Origin of the sequence: Citrobacter sp. MGH103 (assembly GCF_001034475.2) — a bacterium.
In the GTDB taxonomy this organism is placed as follows: domain Bacteria; phylum Pseudomonadota; class Gammaproteobacteria; order Enterobacterales; family Enterobacteriaceae; genus Citrobacter; species Citrobacter freundii.
This window is the reverse complement of sequence record NZ_CP073043.1, coordinates 1,498,032-1,518,306: the sequence shown is the minus strand read 5'-3', so window position 1 is coordinate 1,518,306 and position 20,275 is coordinate 1,498,032. Positions and strand designations below refer to the sequence as shown.

The window sequence follows — 20,275 nt, the reverse complement described above, 5'->3', positions numbered from 1 at the left end:
TCACTGCCAGAGGGAAGAATAAGGTTATTCGTAGAATAACCAAACGGAAAGTGACGGCATCGGTAAAGAATACCCGAAAACGCAGCCTGAATTTGTTAATATCCGCACACGCCGATGATAAAAACGTCCGTAAAAGAATAGAATTGAAAATCCATTATTTAAAAAGAGTCAAAATCAGCCACGCAATCCACAAATTGTGTCAATAGTGACTCATTTCATCAACTTGAGTTTCTCTGCCGTCTATTTCACTCTTCACTGCGAAAAATCCTGATATTCACATCAATATAAATTTAGGTGATGATATGTTATCAATATTTAAAGCAGGGCCAGCGGCAAATAAAGTCCCGGCGGAGAAAGTCCAGGAAACTTATGGCCGATACCGCATTCAGGCATTACTCAGCGTATTTCTTGGCTATCTTGCGTACTATATTGTGCGCAATAACTTCACGCTCTCAACACCGTACCTGAAGGAACATCTGGATCTCAGTGCCACACAAATTGGTCTACTCAGCAGCTGCATGCTTATTGCTTATGGGATCAGTAAAGGCATTATGAGCAGCCTGGCAGACAAGGCCAGCCCTAAGGTCTTTATGGCATGCGGCCTGATTCTGTGCGCCATTGTAAACGTCGGTTTAGGATTCAGTACTGGATTCTGGATTTTTGCCGCTCTGGTCGTTTTCAACGGTTTATTCCAGGGTATGGGCGTTGGCCCTTCATTTATTACCATTGCCAACTGGTTTCCACGTAAAGAACGTGGGCGCGTTGGCGCATTCTGGAATATCTCTCACAATGTTGGCGGTGGTATTGTTGCCCCGATCGTGGGTGCCGCCTTTGCCATTTTGGGGAGCGAGCACTGGCAAAGTGCCAGCTATATTGTTCCGGCCGGTGTGGCCGTCCTGTTCGCTTTTATTGTGCTAATGCTGGGGAAAGGTTCACCCCGCCAGGAAGGCTTACCGGCTCTGGAACAAATGATGCCGGAAGAAAAAGTCGTATTAAATTCCCGACACGCTGTCCAGGCGCCAGAAAATATGAGTGCCTTCCAGATCTTCTGCACTTATGTGCTGCGTAATAAGAATGCCTGGTATGTTTCACTGGTAGATGTCTTCGTCTATATGGTGCGTTTTGGCATGATTAGCTGGTTGCCTATTTATCTGTTAACCGAAAAACATTTTTCGAAAGAGCAAATGAGCATCGCTTTTCTGTTTTTTGAATGGGCGGCAATCCCTTCAACATTACTGGCGGGTTGGCTTACCGATAAACTGTTTAAAGGCCGTCGCATGCCGCTGGCCATGATTTGTATGGCGCTGATTTTCGTCTGTTTGATCGGCTACTGGAAAAGTGAATCCCTGCTGATGGTCACTATTTTTGCCGCCATTGTGGGTTGCCTGATCTATGTTCCACAGTTCCTCGCTTCTGTTCAGACGATGGAAATCGTCCCCAGCTTCGCAGTGGGGTCTGCGGTAGGTTTACGCGGATTTATGAGCTACATTTTTGGCGCGTCGCTGGGAACCAGCCTGTTTGGCGTAATGGTCGACAAAATGGGATGGCATGGCGGATTCTATCTGTTGATGGGTGGGATTGTCTGCTGCATCCTGTTTTGCTACCTCTCTCATCGTGGCGCGCTGGAGCTCGAACAACAGCGAAAAAATGCTCAGCAAGAGGAAGCCTCACTCCAGTTGGCGGATGCCCGGTAATTCATTTCGCTCTCACAAAAAAGTGCCAGCGATGCTGGCACTTCAATAACTCAGATAAATAAAAAAGCTCAACGTGATAATTTATTGCTAAACGTAACATTCCAAATTATTGCTTACCGTAACCCACCATAAAGCGAATAATCAAACCGCAAGCAGGAGCAAGAAACAGGAATAACCCGGTTACCATTTCGTTACCGTTGGTCAATCGCATAGTAAAAAAGTAAATTAATGCCGTAAGAATGGCCATGCCGAGAAAAGCGCTGATTGACGCCGCAGCGCCCATAACCTGCCAGATATAGCAACTGACGCACAAAATGCTCAGAGCGAGAAAGATCCAGAAATAGAGCATAGCGATACCTCCTGTTTGCCGTAAACTTAACGTAAGTCCTTACACTCCCTTAACTTTATATTCTAAGACAATTCCTATCCTCGTGCAATTTCAGCAACATCTTAGTTACAAAAATCCTTCACCTGCATACTATTACTCTTTCGGGCAGACATTTATTTAATCTGCATAAAAACAACGGATTATATATAGGTTAATTTTTGTTCTTAATCGCCTTAAAAACATTTACGAATCTTGAGTAATTATTTCTGGCTGACATTAATTTTCGGGTGTACATTGTGCGTCCGATCATTCATGCCCCCTCGTGGTTTTGTCCTGACTCAGTTTTACACTCTTTACAGGAACCAATGTCGTTCATGGCGGCCTAACGATCAGTACAGAGTGTAAAGCGAAAGACAAAGAATCTTCGCGATACATCTATTTCGTATCAACAACAGGTGCTTATGTTCCCCCAATGTAAATTTTCACGCGCGTTTTTGCATCCGCGCTACTGGCTCACGTGGTTTGGTGTTGGAGTGCTCTGGTTACTGGTACAGCTTCCCTATCCCGTATTGTGTTTTCTTGGTACCCGTACAGGAACGCTGGCTCGTCCATTTTTAAAACGCCGTGAATCTATTGCACGTAAAAATCTCGAACTCTGTTTCCCAAATTTGTCGCAGGAAGAAAGAGAGAAACTGGTCGATGAGAATTTCCGTTCACTCGGCATGGGGCTACTTGAAACAGGTATGGCCTGGTTCTGGCCGGACCGTCGAGTGCGTAAATGGTTTGATGTAGAAGGACTGGACAACCTGAAGCGCGCCCAGTTGCAAAATCGTGGCGTGATGGTTGTCGGCGTACACTTTATGTCGCTTGAGTTGGGTGGCCGCGTAATGGGGCTTTGTCAGCCAATGATGGCGACCTATCGCCCGCACAACAATAAGTTGATGGAGTGGATCCAAACCCGTGGTCGTATGCGCTCCAACAAGGCGATGATCGGCAGAAATAATCTGCGTGGTATTGTCGGTGCTCTGAAAAAAGGAGAAGCCGTATGGTTTGCCCCCGATCAGGACTACGGTCGTAAAGGAAGCTCGTTTGCCCCCTTCTTTGCCGTCAAAGATGTGGCAACCACCAACGGTACCTACGTGCTGTCGCGTTTGTCTGGTGCAGCGATGCTGACCGTAACCATGGTGAGAAAAGCAGATAACTCTGGTTATCGCCTGTTCATCACGCCTGAAATGGAAGGTTACCCGTCTGATGAGTGCCAGGCAGCGGCCTATATGAATAAAATTATCGAAAAAGAGATCATGCGCGCCCCCGAGCAGTATCTCTGGATCCACCGTCGCTTCAAAACGCGCCCGATGGGTGAAGCCTCGTTGTATATCTGAAAAGAAAGGCCTTGCGGCCTTTCTTTTTTTCTACGGCTGAATTACTTCACGCCCCATTTATTGTGGAGTTCAGTCATTCGTTCGCTATAGCTTCGGGCAATGCAGGCTGGCTCATCATCCTTCTCCTTCCAGCACTCGTTGCGTCCTTTGATCCAACCGCGCTGCTCTGCTTTTAACATCGGATCATTCTTCGATTTAGTCAGTGCCTGTTTAAAAATTTCGTTCAATTTCAGATCCATTGCAGAGAGCGATGGGCTCTGGCAAATAATATCTTCCGCACTTCCCTTTTGAACAGCAGAGCAGGAGTAAGACGGACCTGCGTTGGTCGATTTTTTCGCTGGAGAATAATCAATATTATCCTCCGGCAGGCAAACCCCGTGCTTACGATTAGGTCCAGTCCAGGATACGTCCGGATTTCCGTCATCTTTGCGGGAGATAGAAACGGTATTTTTACCACTTGTCGCCTCCCAATAGTTTTCATTGAAAGCCTTCACCGTCGCCTTCCCGCCATCAATCCAGACATTGCCTTTACCATCACTATTCACACCACCAATACTTGCGCAGCTGAAATTGAACGCCAGCGGCGAGGCCGCCATCGACGTCAACGGCGTAAGAGCGAGTGCTAACATCATTAACCTGGTCATTTTTAACCTTTTCATTATTAAATTTCGCGAAAAATTAACCGCATTAACATCATGGCGATATGAGAACTATCCGAGTAAGCATTCCGTCGCTCAATAGCAATTTATTACCGAAAGAAATTAAACTGTCGCCGAATCACGACACTTGTAAGTTATTAAAATTAAATAAAAAAATGCCTCTTGTCTCACCTCATTTTTAGGCGTACATTAGCGCCGTCTGGAGCATTAAAGCTCAGAATTCTGAGGTGATGCAGCCAAGTAAACGAGGGGAATTCTCCATTTCGTTTATGCGTGCATCAGCTCTCTGTCAGGTAAGCATATGTTCATTTAGACATACCCAAGGTATGCGGAGAGATGAAAAGTGAAATATTTCTTTATGGGCATTTCTTTTATGGTCATCGTTTGGGCCGGTACTTTCGCCCTGATGATCTAAATTAAAAGACGCAGCAAAAAACAGGAGCCATCAGGCTCCTGTTTGCATTTTGGGGGAACATTCGGTCAGTCGGTACTTTCAGAAGTCGATTTTGCACTGGTCGGTAACAGGCCATCTGCACGGAACATTGCTTTGATACCGCGAATAGCCTGACGGGTACGGTCACGGTTTTCAATTAACGCAAAACGCACATGCGTATCACCATAATCACCAAACCCAATCCCCGGTGAAACGCATACCTTCGCTTCATTCAGCAGTTTCTTGGCAAACTCAAGTGACCCCATCCCGGCGTATTGCTCTGGAATTTTCGCCCAAACGTACATCGAGGCCTTGGGCATCTCGACCATCCAGCCAGCTTCATGCAGCCCTTTGACCAGCACATCACGACGACGTTTATATTGCTCTGCAATATCTCGCACGCACTGCTGATCGCCTTCCAGCGCGGCGATAGCCGCAACCTGTAACGGTGTAAAGGTCCCGTAATCGTGATAGCTCTTAATTCGCGCCAGCGCGTTCACCAGCGTTTTATTGCCCACCATAAAACCGATACGCCAGCCCGCCATGTTGTAGCTTTTCGACAGAGTGAAAAATTCAACTGCGACATCGCGAGCGCCCGGTACCTGCATTATCGATGGCGCTTTCCAGCCGTCATAAACAATATCAGCGTAGGCCAGGTCGTGAACCACCAGCACGTCATAGCGTTTAGCCAGAGCCACAACTTTTTCGAAGAACTCCAGCTCAACGCATTGTGACGTCGGGTTCGACGGGAAACCTAAGATCATCATCTTCGGTTTCGGATAGCTTTCGCGAATCGCGCGCTCCAGCTCATTAAAGAAATCGACGCCTTCGACCAGCGGCACAGATCGTACCTGCGCGCCGGCAATCACCGCGCCATAAATATGGATGGGATAACTTGGGTTGGGTACGAGGACCGTATCACCGTGATCGAGCGTTGCCAGCATCAGGTGCGCAAGTCCCTCTTTGGAACCGATGGTCACAATGGCTTCGGATTCAGGATCGATCTCAACGTCATAGCGTTCCTGGTACCAGCGGGAAATCGCCCGACGCAGACGCGGAATACCGCGAGAGGTGGAATAACCGTGCGTATCCGGGCGCTGCGCCACGGTACACAGTTTTTCAACAATGTGAGGAGGCGTGGCCCCATCCGGGTTCCCCATGCTGAAGTCGATAATATCTTCGCCGCGCCGACGCGCAGCCATCTTCAGTTCAGCCGTGATGTTAAAAACGTACGGGGGAAGGCGATCAATACGCGTAAAGCGACGTTCAGGGCGGGAGTCAGCCATAATATCCTCAGATTAACGTTAGCGCCCGGACCGTCCGAGCGACGCTGCCACGATGGTGGCACGTTTAGAAAATAGCCTGAATAATTTCCTTCTGTCGAGAGGCAAAACAAAATATTTTTTCCTGACAAAAAAGAGGAACAACACAGTAAAATGAGGAAATATTCATTTTCACAACCCGCTTAAAATTACCATCATTTAACATTTTGTTGTTAAATACATTACCTTGAATGCAGCGCTGACAGGACAGGTATTGTAAATACAACAATCATGCAACAATCCCCTTTTAATATTATGGTTTTTCCTCATTAGGCACAGGCTGCGTGGGTGCTGGTCATCCTGGCCCAGGTTACCTATCATAGAGGTTTAACCCTTGCGCAAGAGTCACCCGTGCACGAAATATTCAATATGCTGCTGGCGGTATTTGACCGGGCAGCACTGATGCTGTTCTGTCTGTTTTTCCTGATTCGTATCCGCCTGTTCCGCGAACTGTTGCACAAATCAGCCCACTCCCCAAAAGAGCTGCTCGCCGTTACCGCGATTTTCTCAATGTTTGCCCTGTTCAGTACCTGGTCCGGCGTACCGGTTGAAGGCTCACTGGTTAACGTGCGTATTATCGCGGTCATGTCAGGGGGGATTCTGTTTGGCCCGTGGGTCGGTATCATTACGGGCCTCATCGCGGGTACCCACCGCTATCTGATCGACATCGGCGGCGTCACCGCCCTGCCCTGTTTTATCACCAGTATTCTGGCAGGCTGTATTGCCGGGTGGATCAACCGTAAGATCCCTAAAGCGCAGCACTGGCGAGCGGGCATTTTAGGCGGAATGCTGTGCGAATCCCTGACGATGATCCTCGTCGTCGTCTGGGCCCCCTCTATCACATTGGGACTGGATATTGTCTCAAAAATCGGTATCCCAATGATCCTGGGCAGCGTCTGCATCGGCTTTATCGTCATGCTGGTGCAAAGCGTGGAAGGCGAGAAAGAGGCCAGCGCCGCGAAGCAGGCCAAGCTGGCGCTGGATATTGCCAACAAAACCTTGCCGCTTTTTCGGCAGGTTAACAGCGAGTCGCTCCGCCAGGTATGCGAAATTATTCGCCATGACATCCATGCGGACGCCGTCGCGATTACCAATACCCAACACGTTCTGGCCTACGTTGGCGTGGGGGAACTTAACTACCGTGATAACGATGATTTCGTCAGTCCTACCACGCAGCAGGCGATCAATTACGGAAAAATCATCATTAAAAACAATGATGAAGCGCATCGCACACCGGAAATACACTCCATGCTGGTGATCCCGCTGTGGGAGAAAGGTGTTGTCACCGGTACGCTAAAAATCTACTACTGTCACGCCCACCAGATAACCTCCTCGCTGCAGGAAATGGCTATTGGCCTGTCGCAAATTATCTCGACTCAGCTTGAAGTTTCCCGGGCGGAACAGCTACGCGAAATGGCAAATAAGGCAGAGCTACGCGCACTACAAAGTAAAATAAATCCTCATTTCCTGTTTAACGCCCTGAACGCGATTTCATCCTCGGTACGACTTAACCCAGACACCGCACGCCAGCTCATTTTTAATTTGTCGCGTTATCTTCGCTACAATATCGAATTAAAAGACGATGAGCAGATCGATATCAAAAAAGAGCTGTATCAAATCAAGGATTACATCGCCATCGAACAAGCGCGTTTTGGCGACAAACTAACGGTTATTTATGATATCGATGAAGAGGTAAGCTGTTATATTCCCAGCCTGCTGATTCAGCCGCTGGTAGAAAACGCTATCGTCCATGGGATTCAGCCCTGCAAAGGGAAAGGTGTGGTCACCATCAGCGTGGCGGAGTGTGGTAACCGGGTACGGATAGCCGTGCGGGATACGGGCCACGGTATCGATCCAAAAGTGATTGAACGGGTCGAATCCAATGAAATGCCGGGCAATAAAATTGGTCTGTTGAATGTGCACCATCGCGTTAAGCTGCTCTACGGTGAGGGATTACATATCCGCCGTCTGGAGCCAGGCACTGAGATTGCCTTTTATGTACCGAATCAGCATTCGCCCGCAGCCGCACCGGCCACATTGTTGCTTTAACCAGGAGTGAAGTCGTGAAAGTCATCATTGTTGAAGATGAATTCCTGGCCCAACAGGAACTGAGCTGGCTGATAAAAGAGCACAGCCAGATGGAGATTGTCGGCACGTTTGACGATGGTCTGGACGTGCTGAAATATCTCCAGCACAACCGCGTTGACGCCATTTTTCTGGATATTAATATTCCCTCGCTGGACGGCGTATTGCTGGCACAAAATATCAGCCAGTTCGCGCATAAACCCTTTATTGTGTTTATTACCGCGTGGAAAGAACACGCCGTTGAAGCCTTCGAACTGGAAGCTTTTGACTACATTCTGAAGCCGTACCAGGAATCACGCATTGTCAGCATGTTGCAAAAGCTGGAAGCCGCCTGGCAACAGCAGCAAACGGGAGCTTCGCCCGCCAGTCCGATGGCCCGTGAAAACGACACGATCAACCTGATCAAAGATGAGCGGATCATCGTGACCCCGATCAACGACATCTACTACGCAGAAGCCCATGAAAAGATGACGTTTGTCTACACCCGGCGCGAATCGTACGTGATGCCGATGAACATCACCGAATTTTGCAGCAAACTGCCGGCTTCGCATTTCTTCCGCTGCCACCGCTCGTTCTGCGTGAATCTGAATAAAATCCGCGAGATCGAACCCTGGTTTAACAATACCTATATTTTGCGCTTAAAAGATGTTAGAACCATTTAGTAATGTCACTTTTTATCCAGATAGAAACGTCACCTTAGAGTAAGCTAAACTGAATGCAATTCTAAGGGACTCAACGCATGTTGGTGACCATGTCAGATAAAGAGATCCACCGCCTACCGGTGATACAGGCAGTTTGTGAAAAGCGTCTACGCCGTCGTGATGCAGCATCACAGCTTGGCATTTCAGAACGTCAGGCGCAACGACTTATCAATCGTTACCGAGTTTCTGGTGCTGAAGGACTTGTCAGCCGCAAACGCGGCCAGCCCAGCAACCGCCGGTTGACCGAATCTCTCAAACTACGAGTACTCACGCTGATACGTGAAAACTACAGTGACTTTGGGCCCACACTGGCCGCAGAAAAACTCAGAGAGCGCCATAATATCCGGCTTTCAATCGAGACCGTCCGCAACTGGATGACGTCTGACGGACTCTGGGTCCCGCATGCTCGCCGTAAGTCACGGGTTTATCAACCCCGACATCGGCGTGATTGTCTGGGTGAACTTATCCAGATCGACGGCTCCCACCATGACTGGTTTGAAGGCCGTGCGCCAAAATGCTGCCTGCTGGTCTTTATCGATGATGCCACCGGGCGTCTGATGCATTTGCGGTTCAGCGAGTCAGAAACAGCCTTTGACTACATGCTGGCAACCCGGGAATACATCGAGCAGCATGGGAAGCCGGTATCGCTGTACAGTGACAAACACGCAATATTTCGCGTCAGTGGTCCGGAGAAACGCAATACCACCGTTACCCAGTTCGGACGTGTGCTTTATGACCTGGCAATCGAGCTTATTTGTGCCAACAGCTCTGAAGCTAAAGGCCGCGTGGAACGTGCGAATCAGACACTTCAGGATCGGCTGATCAAAGAAATGCGTCTGGAAGGTATAACCGGCATTGAGGCCGCAAATGCCTGGCTTGCCACTTTCATCGCTGACTTTAACAGCCGGTTTTCACGACCGGCTAAGTTCCCCAAAGATTTGCATCGTCCGGTGCAGGAAAGCCCCGATGAATTAAGAGACATCTTTGCCTGGCATGATGTTCGTACCGTGTCGAAATCACTGACCTTCCAGTACGATAAGATCCTTTATCTCATGGACACCACAGAAGAAAATAGCCGTCTTGCCGGTGAAAAAATTAAAGTACTGGATTATCCCGATGGCACCCTCGCCTTCCTCTATGGGCACCGGAGCCTTAAGTGCCAGGCATTTGATAAGCTGGCCTGTGTCGACCAGGGGCAGATTGTTGATAACAAACGTCTCGGGACTGTACTCCGACTGGCTCAGGTAAAACAGGATGAGCGGGAAAGCGAAGGCAAACGGGAACGAAGCAAAAAATCGCCCAGCCGTAAGGCTCAGGTGCGCATCCAGGAACAGCTCCGGGCTATCAATCCCGTTCTGGCAGACCCGAGCTTGTTTGTGGCAAGTTCAAAGCGATAGAATCGACCATCAGTGCTGCAAAGTACCGGAACAGTGAGTCCCCAAAAGGATACTTGAGATGATTAAATTCCCGACTACAAAGCGCGTTGATTTGTATAAAACTGCTGTCAGCTCTGAGCAATTACATCTAGATCTGGTTGCGGCTCAGGAGTTCATGTTCGATGCCTGGGAAAATGATGACCTGGAAGTTGTGCTGAAACTCATCAGAAAAGCTATCAAGAAATCCCCGCTCTGTGCTGACGCATACTCATTCTACTGCGAGATATCTCAAGAACCTCCTGAGTCAAAAATCGGGAAGCTGGAGACTGCTTTGTACGCAGCCAGCATTGCACTTGGCGAGGATTTTCAGGAGTTCGCAGGACGTTTCTGGGGATTTGTCGAAACACGTCCATATATGAGAGCAAAAGCAGCTTTGGCTGAGGCCTTATGGGAGTCTGGTAATTTTTATCCGGCTATGGCTCATAGCCGCGAAATGCTGAAGCTCAACCCGAACGATAACCAGGGGATTCGTCATTTATTAGCGAACTATTACCTTGAGCTTGAAATGGTGGATGATCTGGCCTTGCTACTGGACGATTATCCTGGGGATATGCGTTCGTTTTTTCAGTATACACGCGCCCTACTCGCCTACCGACAGTCATCCCCGGATGCCGATGATATCGCTAAAGCTGCGATTGATTCTAATAGACACATCCCCGGCTTGTTATCGAAGTGCAGATTACAGATCAAGTCTAACAGTGGATATATCACGTTAGGTGGAATGGATGAAGCCATTTATTATGTGAATCATAATATAAAGCCTTGGATTCGCACCTCTGGCGCAATTGATTGGATTGTAAATAATTCATTAAGTAAAATATAAGGATTTAGTTTTAATGTTTAATCTAATTATGGGCGGAGAACCTGACTATTTTGAACATTGGCCCATGTATGAACGGGTTAGTGGGAGTTGTGATTTTCCTATATCACGTATGTTAGAAGGCACCTCTGATGACATCCGGTTGAAGTTAACGCCTTTGAATGATAAAGCATTATCTTATATTGAGAAATTACCTACGCTTTTTATGTCAGAACTTTATTCCCGAGACAATGTTGAATACATTACTTTGCGACTTGGTGTAATTTCAAATCTACGAACAGTTAACAAAAATGTTGAGTTTGATTTCAGAATCACTCACTCACAAGATGATGTCGTAGTGATAAACAAAGAGTTATATCAAACAGCTTTAGAATTAGGTGCATATGGGCTGAAACGGACTCACTGGGGAATAAAAGCACGTGATTTAAATCAAACATTAGCACTTCTAAATATAACGACAAGAAGTACACCACTTCCTCCTACTGAAGCACTTCCTGATGAAGTTGATAACTACCCAATAATAGATAATGTTCAAAGTTTCATGGCGCGTGTTTTAGAACAAGATCATGAAGAAGATGCAGAAATATTTTATCGTGGACATTCTGATGTATCTTACGAGTTGGCTCCATCAGTTTTCAGGAAAAACAAAAAAGGTAACTTCAAGCATTTGCACAGTGAATCAAATTTAGTCCGTGAAGCCCTAACAGCAAGGCCAACTGAGTTTGTTGATGATAAAACAATGCTAGACAAGTTAGTAAGGATGCAACACTACGGACTACCAACTCGTTTGTTGGATATAACATCAAATCCACTAATCGCTCTGTATTTCGCTTGTTGCGACATTAGTAATAATGAAAATACAAATGAGGTTGATGGACATGTTATTATTTTCAAAACAAAAAGGGATCGTATAAAATTCTTTGACTCTGATACAGTAAGTTGCATATCAAATATATCAATGCTAAGTCAAACACTGAAAGATCAGCTGGATTGTAAAATGGACAAGGAGGCTTTCAATAAAACTGAAGCTTGTCAAAAACTCATACATTACATTAAAGATGAAAAACCTTATTTTAAAGATGTAATTATACCATCAGATTTGGAAAGGTTAATTTTCGTTAAAGGAAGAAATAATAATGAAAGGATGTCATCACAGTCAGGTGCATTCTTATTATTTGGGAATAATGCTGTTTATCCCGATTTAGTTTCAAACCCTGATGATGCTATGCAAGAGTTTAAAGTAGAAAAAATAGTGATCAGAAACAAAGCTAGAATACTTAAGGAACTCGCAAGGTTAAACATTACAGATGCGACAGTTTATCAAGGCATGGAAAGGACAATGAAACTAATTGCGGCCAAATTTTCCGCAGGAGATTGATCTTCATGTGGTTTTTTGACACACTAGCCTGTCGCTACTGGCATTGGTCCCTTGTATGCTAAGCATATGAACTCTGGTGTGTGTTGGACAGGAGCAATTAACCAGTCGTATAGTAAAATTTGAATGTAAAAATATAAAACAAGGAGTTGAGAATGAACCCCATTACTTTGAGTGAAATGAGTGATGAAGATGAAGAGGTAAAAATCATTTCTTCATATGAACCTCAAGATGATGAGATTGCGATCGTTTTTGATAGTTCAAAAATTACTGGAGGTAATGCACTGGATTTTTTCCAGTTCACCAAGCAATCACATTCTAATGTTAAAGTGTACGGAGATTCTAATGGTGTTTCGTACCTGCAATTAAACAGTATAACGTTAGCGTTAGGCACTTTCTTTGCCACATCAGTAATGATACCTTTTTTAGTAAATCTTGTTTCAAATTATATTCAGAAAAAAATTGATAACTTTGGAACTAGAGATATAGACGTTAAAGTCTCTATAATTAAAAAAAATAAATCAGGAAAACATGTGAAATACACTGTTTCTGGAAAAGTAGACGATGTTTTAAAAGTAATTAACAAAATCAAATAAAAATCTATATAGATATTATGAATATTCACGAAAAGTTAAAGCGTTGGATGTGTATTACTCAAGAAGATAGTGCTATTCTTGATTATCTTAATGCTGAGTTAAAAAAAGCTCAATCCTTGAGCTTGAATAATGAATCAAACAGATTGTTTTTATACAAAACAATTTTACTAGCCCATTTAAAATATATTCAAGTCATTAATTTACTTACAAGAGGTGATTTTTATGAAGCATGGGTAGAACTTGAAAGGATAGAAATAGATTTAATACATATTAAAGAAAATAATGAGTTTCTGCCTGAGGTTAATTTCTATGGTGTTAACTTCTTAGCGAGAATGGTATGTAATTGGCAGGCGTTATTCCCATATAAAATCTTCGGTAGTTCTCGTGAAATAATAAAAGAAGTGAAATGTTCAGTATGTAATACAACCCGTAGTTTTATTAATGATTGTGGTCATGTTAAAAATAAACTTTATAATGGAGTTCTTTGCTTTGATGAAGTGATCGATTTTGAATTAATTACTTATGACATAGTTAGTAATCCCGTTAACAAATGTAGTGTTTTTTTCTCCAATGATGGTGATCATTATAACTATTCAACTTTAATTAGTGTTGTCAAATACATACAATCCCCACATCAAATTTTCAATATTACGACCTGGAGATTTAAGGCGAAAGAACATGATGGAGTATTATCGCCAGAAAATATTTGTCCATGTGGAGATTCTTTAAAAAAATATGCAGATTGTTGTTTGCCACGTAATGGTATTTATAAAAAACATATAGATATTTGGTTTCCCTTCCCGTTGAATGTAGAACCTATTTAGAACCAGATATTCAATAACTAAAGATCCCGTTGACACAGATATTTCCATATTAAGATGTTTTCGTTATATTTTTATTCCAGTCTTTCATATTTAACTTTTGCTTTATTAATTGGTTGAGTGGGATAACGCAGCAGTCACATTAATATGATTACATAGGCTGAAAGTGCCCTTTCTATCTTGCACAAAGAGGTGACATTTTAAACTTGCTTTGACAAAAGATCTGGAATTTGAAATCCCGGTTAGTCGGAGTAAAGTGAAAGAGTTCAGACAGTTAATGCACTTATAGCGCAGAGAAAGAGCGATGAAAGAGCCAGGCCTTCCCGCAGACCAACAGTTTTTCGCCGATCTGTTCAGTGGCCTGGTGTTAAACCCACAGCGTCTGGGGCACGTGTGGTTCGCAACCCAGCCCACCACGTTACCGACCGGCAGTTTATGTATTGATCTTCCGCGCCTTGATATCGTGCTACGTGGGGAATACAGCAACCAACTGCAAAAACAGCAGCATAGCCTGGCAGAAGGCGACATGCTGTTTATCCCGGCGAAAGCGGCCAATCTGCCCGGCGGCGACAAACCCGTGATGCTGCTGAGCCTGGTTTTTTCTCCGGCATGGCTGGGACTCTCTTTTTACGATAATCGAGCCGCATCGCTGCTTCGTCCGGTACGCCGTATTGAGTTACCCCATCCACAGCGCGGCGAAGGCGAGGCAATGCTCACCGCATTAACGCATTTAAGCCGCTCTCCTCAGGCCCAGGATATCATTCAGCCGTTGGTGCTTAGTCTGCTGCATCTGTGTCGTAGCGTGGTGAATACCCGCCCAGACACAGAGCGCCCACGCGCTGAATTTCTCTATCATAGTATGTGTAATTGGATACAAGATAACTATGCCCAGCCGCTGACTCGCGAAAGCGTGGCGCAGTTTTTTAATATCACACCCAATCACCTGTCAAAAGTGTTTGCCCAGCACGGCACTATGGGGTTCGTCGAGTATCTGCGGTGGGTAAGAATGGCGAAGGCGCGCATTATCTTGCAGAAATACCATCTGTCGATTAGCGAAGTCGCACAGCGGTGTGGATACCATGACAGTGATTATTTCTGCCGCCTGTTCCGGCGTCAGTTTGGCCTGACGCCGGGAGAGTACGGCGCGCGTTTTCAGTCAGCGCGTTGATTATGTCAACACCTGCCAAGGCCGCCGCATCTTTGCTTTATGGTGAGTCGTTACAGCCGATGTCTGTGTGTTTAGCCCAATTGACCATTCCCTGGAAATCAACAATCACCACGGATTCATCGCCAACCACCCAGGCATCATGGCCTGGAGGAATGCGCGACAGCTCACCGGGCTTACAATCAAATTCGCTGCCATCATCCATTTTTACCCGCAGCACACCGGAAACGTGGTACTGAAAATGAGGGGCTTCGCAACTCTTCGTTCCAGCGATAGGTTGAACTGACGTAGACCACCGCCAGCCTGGTTCCAGGACCGCACGGCCGACAATTGCACCTCCCACATCGAGAAGCTCCAGTCGCCCGTGAGGGAACTCACGAACTTCGTCTGGAAGACCAAATGACTTCACTTCTGCTTTGTCCATTGCGCACCTCCTTAGGTTGATTACGCGCATGGCCGCTCTTAAATTATATCAGCAGCGGTCATTTATTGTACGATTCGTAATCTCAGCCAGGATCGTTGTAAAATAACGGCCTTTAGCTAAACCCTGCAGGCTTACTCAATAAAGTGAATATACGATGAAGAACAGACGTGCACTCTCCCTGATGTGTTTTCAGATGCTGGAATCAGGTGCGGATCGTCGGACCGTGAAAAGAGCCCTGACCTCCCGCCGTGTTAAAGGTCGCCAGGCGGTAGTGCTGCTCTGCAAACAAGAGATGACGTTGTTGAGGGCCGGGAAACTACCGTTCTCTGATTGATAATTTCCCTTTCTGACCCTCTTATCCACTCTTGCTGTCAAACTTAAAACGTCAGTTCTGCCTCCAGCAGCGCAAGAATGCTCTCAGCATTTTCAGCGGCAAACAACGACTGGCGGAACTGCTTGTTCACCAGCTTGCGCGCCAGCTGCGAAAAGACCTTCACGTGGTTTATGCCTTCATCGGCACCCAGCGTCAGCATGATCACCAGTTCCACATCACCCATCTCAGACTGCCAGTCAACGGGCTGCAGAAGCCGGGCAATGCTGATGCTGGAATGGCGGATCCACTGGGATTTCGTGTGCGGAATAGCCACGCCGAAGCCGACGGCGGTGGTGACGATCTCTTCACGCTGCCAGACATCTTCTTCCAGTTCAAACGGATGTTCAGTCCGTCCATTAACGCCAAGATTGCCGCACAGGAACTGGATCACCTGCTCTTTGTTTCTCAGAGATTCGCCGACAAAGATGTTCTCCAGCGCCAGCAGCGGACGCACATCTTTCTGCGGTGCAAACTGGTTTAGCAGATCTTCTATCTCCTGAGCGCTACGGCATTCGCAGGCCTGCATGGCGAGCTCACGACATGCCCGGCCGTCCAGTTGACGAAGCTGGCTTTTTACCGCCGGAATACGTGGGCTGCTCATGCTCAGCTCATCCAGCCCGAGGCCCAGAAGCAGCGGTAAATAACGTCCTTCACCGCCCAGTTCGCCGCAAATACCCACCCATTTACCGCGTTCGTGCGCCACGCGAACAATCTGCTGTAACATACGCAGGAACGACGGCGTAATCGGGTTGTACAGCGGCGAAACGCGCGGGTTATTGCGATCAACGGCGTACAAATACTGGGTCATGTCATTTGAGCCAATACTGAAGAAATCCACCTCATCACAGAAATGGTCGATGATGTAACACACCGAAGGGACTTCAACCATAATCCCCAATGAGATTGTCGGAGCATGACGTAAGCCATCCGCTTTCAGTGCCACCAACGCTTTTTGCAGTTCGCTTTTTACCCATAAAATCTGGTCGAGGCTGTGCACCATCGGGATCATCAGTTGCGCATTGCCGAAGGTCGCCGCCCGTAAAATCGCGCGCAATTGAGTGCGAAAAAGCCCGGCAAACTCCGGATAAATCCGCACCGCGCGATAGCCCAGGAACGGATTCTCTTCCTGCGGAATATTAAGATAGCGGATGTTCTTATCGCCGCCGATATCCATGGTGCGAAAGATAACCGGCTTGTCGCCCGCGGCCAGTAAGACCTGCTGGTAGGCTTCAAACTGTTCTTGCTCATCAGGTGCGCTGTCGCGGTCCATAAACAGCATTTCAGTACGAAACAGCCCAATCCCTTCCGCACCATTGGCAAACGCTCCCGGCGCTTCCAGCGCGGTACCGATATTCGCTGCAACGTCAATACGCTGATGATCTTTGGTCAACGCAGGCTGGGCGGCATCAAGCGCCTGCCGCCGCTGGCATTCATCGGCCAGCTTTTGCGCAATCGCGTAATAGCCGCGAACGGCATCGTCTGGATTGATGGCTAATACCCCACATCGGGCATCCAGTACCGCATGCTGCCCGGAATACCGGTTAATGGCCGCCAGCGGCAAGCCGCTAAGTACCGGAATAGCTGACGCACGGGCAAGGATCAAGGTATGTGAAGTGCGCCCCGTTTTCTCCAGGATCATGCCAGACAGATGCTGCAAATCGAGGCTTAAAAACTGGCTGGGCGTCAAATCCTCAGCAACCAGAATCGTCGGTTTATTCAGCACCAGCGCATTACGCGGTCGTCTTTCAGGCCAGGTGATGTGCAGCAACTGTTCGCTGATATCACGGATATCACTGACGCGTTCGCGCAGGTAATCACTACCGGAGGCCGACAGCTTGTCGCACACCAGCTCCATATAGGCAATGATTGCCGCCCCTAGCCCCAGATGTTGCTCCAGCATTAAGCGGCGAATATTCCCGGCAAACTCGTCATCCTGAATCAGAGACAGATGCGCGCTAAGGATGGTTTTACTCTCGCCGTCGCGCTCGCGCAGCTGCTGATTGAGCTGTTCGGCAAGCGTCGCCAGACTATGCTCCAGCCGGGTATTGTCTTCCGCACTCGCCGCAATCGCACGATAACTTTCCAGGTTATCACTCTGCCAAAGCGTGAGCGTACCTGCTCCTACGCCCCCTGCCAGCACGCTGCCGTACAGCAGGTCCGGGTTGAGGCGAATCAGCGAACGCGGCAACGGGTGCGCCGCCAGTTCCGCCGGGGTCGGCTGAACGCTATCGCTGTCAATAAACCGGTGCTGCAGGTACTCCTCCAGCGCTCGCCGGGCCTGTTCTTCATCGCGACCAGTAATGGACAGGCTGCAACTGTCGTTAAACAGCGTTCCGGTACCTATCAGCGCCAGCGAGCTTTTTGCATCCGCCCGCGCATTCTGGCGATGATTAATAAATATCACCTCACTTTGCCACTGGCAGCACTGTTCTTTCAGCTCCCACGCCGGACGTGCATGCAGACCATTGGGTAACGGGCAAAGAAATTGAATCGTTAGCATAACAACTCCTGATTAGCGTGAAATCAGCACCTGAAATCCGTCAGATGAGCCACGGTTTCGCACGTAAGATGTGAAATAAGAGCCGACAACAGCTGCTGCGTCTGGATGATGTCCCGGCAGTCGGCAATCGACGCCGCGCAATGTCCATACCGTGTGGCGGGTCCCATGACAACCGTTGGGATCCCTGTGCCGCTTACGTGCACCGCCCCGCCGTCGGTGCCGCCGTTACTGAACATATCGAGCTGCAGGGAAATACCCGCGTCAGCGGCCACGCTTTCAACCCACGCCGTCAGCTTTGGCGGTGCAATCAGCGATTTATCGCTTAACACCAGCATCGGGCCTTTACCGAGCTGTCGGTGATTGGCCACACTGTAATCAAAGTTTTTGGCCCAGCAGGCGGTATCCAGCACAAATGCCACATCCGGTGCGACAACGCGTGCAGCCGTTTGTCCTCCGCGCAGTCCCACTTCTTCACTGGAACTGGCCACCAGCCAGACCTCGCAAGGAAGTATGGCGTTATGCCATTCACGCAGTAGCGCCACCAGCAAATAACATCCAAGACGGTCATCAAAGGCTTTGCCCATGATTCGCTGGTGCGGCAAGACCTGAAAGGTTGTGTCGAATGTGACGCGATCGCCGGGGCGTACGCCGGCCTGGAGTACCTCATCATAAGATCGCGCGCCAATATCTACCCGCAGCGTATTGACCTCATTACCGCAGCGCTCTCCGTCGAGCAGACCGGGAATTTTGCTCTCTTCACGGGTGGTGATCCGCACCGGCTGCAGTTGTCTGGCCGCCATACGCACATTTCCCACCGGCAATACATCGATCGCCCCTTCGCTGGAAATACTACGCACGATAAATCCCACTTCATCCATATGCGCGCAGATCATCACCTTCGGACCGGTTGATTCATTGAGACGGATCAGCACCGATCCCAGACCATCGAAGCGCACCTCTTTATTAAGACGATCCGCCTCCTCAAGCAGGATCTGCCGCACTTCCTGTTCTGACGAGGCGATCGCGTCCGCCTCGCTCAGCGCCTTTAGTAACGATAAATCCATTACGCCTCTCCCGTGTGTAGCAATGTTTTCGCCATGGTATAGAGCACCTCGCCGCCGTCAGGCGTAACCAGCACAACATCTTCAATACGCACACCCCCCTGCCCCGGCAGATAAATACCCGGCTCAACGGTGAGCAGCATGCCAGCGACCAGAGGTGTTGTGTCGTCGGAGGAAAAACGTGGGTTTTCATGCACTTCAATGCCGATAGCATGTCCGGTGTTGTGACCAAACGCATCACCATAGCCCGCCTGGGTAATGACCCGCCTGGCTGCGGCGTCTACCTCATTGCATCGCACACCTGGTCGAATTGCCGCCACCGCGGCACGCTGCGCCGCAAGGACAATCTGGTACACGGCAAACAGCGCGCTTTCTTCCACTGGCTGGTTCGCATCGGGGATGCGAAAGGTTCGCGTCATATCCGAGCAATAACCCTGATACAGCGCGCCAAAATCCAGCGTGATGAACTCACCCGCCTCAACACGTTTGTCGCTGGCTTTGCCGTGTGGCAGCGCGCCGCGCCAGCCGCTGGCGACAATGGTGTCAAAAGAAGCTTTATCTGCGCCGAGCGTGCGCATAAACCACTCCAGTTCAGCGGCAATTTCGCGCTCACTGAGACCGGGTTGAATAAAGCGTCGTATATGTTCCGCGCTGAGGTCAGCTATCCGGCAGGCTTCGCGGATGCAGGCTATTTCCTGCGCCGTTTTCACCTGCCGGAGCACATCCGGTACGGCGCTCACCAGTCGGGCGCGCAGTTTGTCCGACCACGCGTTCGCCGTTTCCCAGCTTACTTGCTCACCTTCGAATCCCACCGTCTGCAGCTTTTCGTGCGCAATAATGTGATTCACCTGCGAAAACAGCGTCTGCGCTCCATCGAGCCGATGGATCTGATAGCCCTGAGTACGCGTGGCAATATCGGTGTAGTAACGGGCATCAACCAGGATATGCGCACTTTCATGGCTGATAAACACAAACCCTGAACTGCTGGAGATCCCCATATGCGGCTGTTTGTTCTGCCGTGATGACAACAGCATCGCGTCGAGTTGTTGCGCCGTTAACCAGTCGCGAAGTGAAGCAAGTAAGCTCATAGTTACAATCCT

General features: G+C 48.2%; 19 protein-coding genes and 1 pseudogene. 13 read left to right on the top strand and 7 right to left on the bottom strand.

Features of this window, described 5'->3' with window-relative positions; genetic code table 11:
- Window positions 1-302: 302 nt before the first annotated feature.
- Window positions 303-1,694 (top strand): phosphoglycerate transporter PgtP, encoded by a 1,392-nt coding sequence (gene pgtP / locus SK33_RS07180; RefSeq protein ID WP_003028229.1) that lies wholly within the window; start codon window positions 303-305, stop codon window positions 1,692-1,694.
- A 106-nt stretch (window positions 1,695-1,800) separates the two neighbouring features.
- On the opposite strand, the gene SK33_RS07175 is transcribed toward pgtP, so the two are convergent.
- Window positions 1,801-2,043 carry a YfdY family protein gene (locus tag SK33_RS07175; protein WP_003028231.1) on the bottom strand — a complete coding sequence of 81 codons (243 nt, stop codon included), beginning with the start codon at window positions 2,041-2,043 and terminating at the stop codon, window positions 1,801-1,803.
- Between the two features lie 440 nt (window positions 2,044-2,483).
- Between SK33_RS07175 and lpxP the strand changes: the two genes are divergently transcribed.
- Window positions 2,484-3,404, top strand: coding sequence for a kdo(2)-lipid IV(A) palmitoleoyltransferase (gene lpxP, locus SK33_RS07170; RefSeq protein WP_032949710.1), 921 nt, complete (start codon window positions 2,484-2,486; stop codon window positions 3,402-3,404).
- A gap of 41 nt (window positions 3,405-3,445) precedes the next feature.
- Here lpxP and SK33_RS07165 read toward each other — a convergent pair whose 3' ends face one another.
- Window positions 3,446-4,063, bottom strand: coding sequence for a lysozyme inhibitor LprI family protein (locus SK33_RS07165; protein WP_048218347.1), 618 nt, complete (start codon window positions 4,061-4,063; stop codon window positions 3,446-3,448).
- A gap of 343 nt (window positions 4,064-4,406) precedes the next feature.
- Between SK33_RS07165 and ypdK the strand changes: the two genes are divergently transcribed.
- On the top strand, window positions 4,407-4,478 hold the full coding sequence (gene ypdK, locus SK33_RS07160) for a membrane protein YpdK (protein ID WP_010723117.1): 72 nt from the start codon (window positions 4,407-4,409) through the stop codon (window positions 4,476-4,478).
- Between the two features lie 65 nt (window positions 4,479-4,543).
- Here ypdK and alaC read toward each other — a convergent pair whose 3' ends face one another.
- A complete protein-coding gene (gene alaC / locus SK33_RS07155) occupies window positions 4,544-5,782 on the bottom strand; it encodes an alanine transaminase (RefSeq protein WP_048218348.1) in 1,239 nt (412 codons plus the stop codon).
- A gap of 387 nt (window positions 5,783-6,169) precedes the next feature.
- Between alaC and SK33_RS07150 the strand changes: the two genes are divergently transcribed.
- The 9 genes and pseudogenes from SK33_RS07150 to SK33_RS07115 all read left to right on the top strand — a co-directional run bounded on the left by SK33_RS07150 (window position 6,170) and on the right by SK33_RS07115 (window position 14,820).
- Complete coding sequence (locus SK33_RS07150; protein ID WP_048218910.1) at window positions 6,170-7,867, top strand: sensor histidine kinase; 1,698 nt, start codon at window positions 6,170-6,172, stop codon at window positions 7,865-7,867.
- A gap of 14 nt (window positions 7,868-7,881) precedes the next feature.
- Window positions 7,882-8,565, top strand: a complete 684-nt coding sequence (gene ypdB / locus SK33_RS07145) for a two-component system response regulator YpdB (protein WP_048218349.1) — start codon at window positions 7,882-7,884, stop codon at window positions 8,563-8,565.
- Window positions 8,566-8,654: 89 nt separating this feature from the next.
- Window positions 8,655-10,001: an ISNCY-like element ISLad2 family transposase gene (locus SK33_RS07140; RefSeq protein WP_076611902.1), complete on the top strand. Its 1,347-nt coding sequence runs from the start codon at window positions 8,655-8,657 to the stop codon at window positions 9,999-10,001.
- Between the two features lie 58 nt (window positions 10,002-10,059).
- Entirely contained in the window at window positions 10,060-10,863 is an 804-nt protein-coding gene (locus SK33_RS07135; RefSeq protein ID WP_000589340.1) for a hypothetical protein, read from the top strand.
- A gap of 13 nt (window positions 10,864-10,876) precedes the next feature.
- Window positions 10,877-12,238: an FRG domain-containing protein gene (locus SK33_RS07130; protein WP_000482601.1), complete on the top strand. Its 1,362-nt coding sequence runs from the start codon at window positions 10,877-10,879 to the stop codon at window positions 12,236-12,238.
- A 152-nt stretch (window positions 12,239-12,390) separates the two neighbouring features.
- Window positions 12,391-12,831, top strand: coding sequence for a hypothetical protein (locus tag SK33_RS07125; RefSeq protein ID WP_016239970.1), 441 nt, complete (start codon window positions 12,391-12,393; stop codon window positions 12,829-12,831).
- 17 nt (window positions 12,832-12,848) lie between these two features.
- On the top strand, window positions 12,849-13,655 hold the full coding sequence (locus SK33_RS07120; protein WP_016239971.1) for a hypothetical protein: 807 nt from the start codon (window positions 12,849-12,851) through the stop codon (window positions 13,653-13,655).
- A 214-nt stretch (window positions 13,656-13,869) separates the two neighbouring features.
- Window positions 13,870-13,941, top strand: a pseudogene (locus SK33_RS26710) (hypothetical protein); the annotation flags it as partial.
- 15 nt (window positions 13,942-13,956) lie between these two features.
- On the top strand, window positions 13,957-14,820 hold the full coding sequence (locus SK33_RS07115) for an AraC family transcriptional regulator (protein WP_048218351.1): 864 nt from the start codon (window positions 13,957-13,959) through the stop codon (window positions 14,818-14,820).
- Between the two features lie 37 nt (window positions 14,821-14,857).
- On the opposite strand, the gene SK33_RS07110 is transcribed toward SK33_RS07115, so the two are convergent.
- Complete coding sequence (locus SK33_RS07110; RefSeq protein WP_003028244.1) at window positions 14,858-15,241, bottom strand: cupin domain-containing protein; 384 nt, start codon at window positions 15,239-15,241, stop codon at window positions 14,858-14,860.
- Between the two features lie 154 nt (window positions 15,242-15,395).
- Here SK33_RS07110 and SK33_RS07105 point away from each other — a divergent pair, with 154 nt between their 5' ends.
- Window positions 15,396-15,575 carry a hypothetical protein gene (locus tag SK33_RS07105; RefSeq protein ID WP_071524306.1) on the top strand — a complete coding sequence of 60 codons (180 nt, stop codon included), beginning with the start codon at window positions 15,396-15,398 and terminating at the stop codon, window positions 15,573-15,575.
- Between the two features lie 43 nt (window positions 15,576-15,618).
- Here the strand turns inward: SK33_RS07105 and ptsP are convergent, their stop codons facing one another.
- From ptsP to ypdF, 3 genes are read right to left on the bottom strand one after another with little or no spacing between them, the layout of a single operon-like run.
- Window positions 15,619-18,114, bottom strand: coding sequence for a phosphoenolpyruvate--protein phosphotransferase (ptsP, locus tag SK33_RS07100; protein WP_048218353.1), 2,496 nt, complete (start codon window positions 18,112-18,114; stop codon window positions 15,619-15,621).
- Between the two features lie 23 nt (window positions 18,115-18,137).
- On the bottom strand, window positions 18,138-19,178 hold the full coding sequence (ypdE, locus tag SK33_RS07095; RefSeq protein WP_046670117.1) for an aminopeptidase: 1,041 nt from the start codon (window positions 19,176-19,178) through the stop codon (window positions 18,138-18,140).
- Entirely contained in the window at window positions 19,178-20,263 is a 1,086-nt protein-coding gene (gene ypdF / locus SK33_RS07090; RefSeq protein WP_048218354.1) for an aminopeptidase, read from the bottom strand. The genes ypdE and ypdF overlap by 1 nt, the downstream gene beginning before the upstream one ends.
- Window positions 20,264-20,275: the final 12 nt, after the last annotated feature.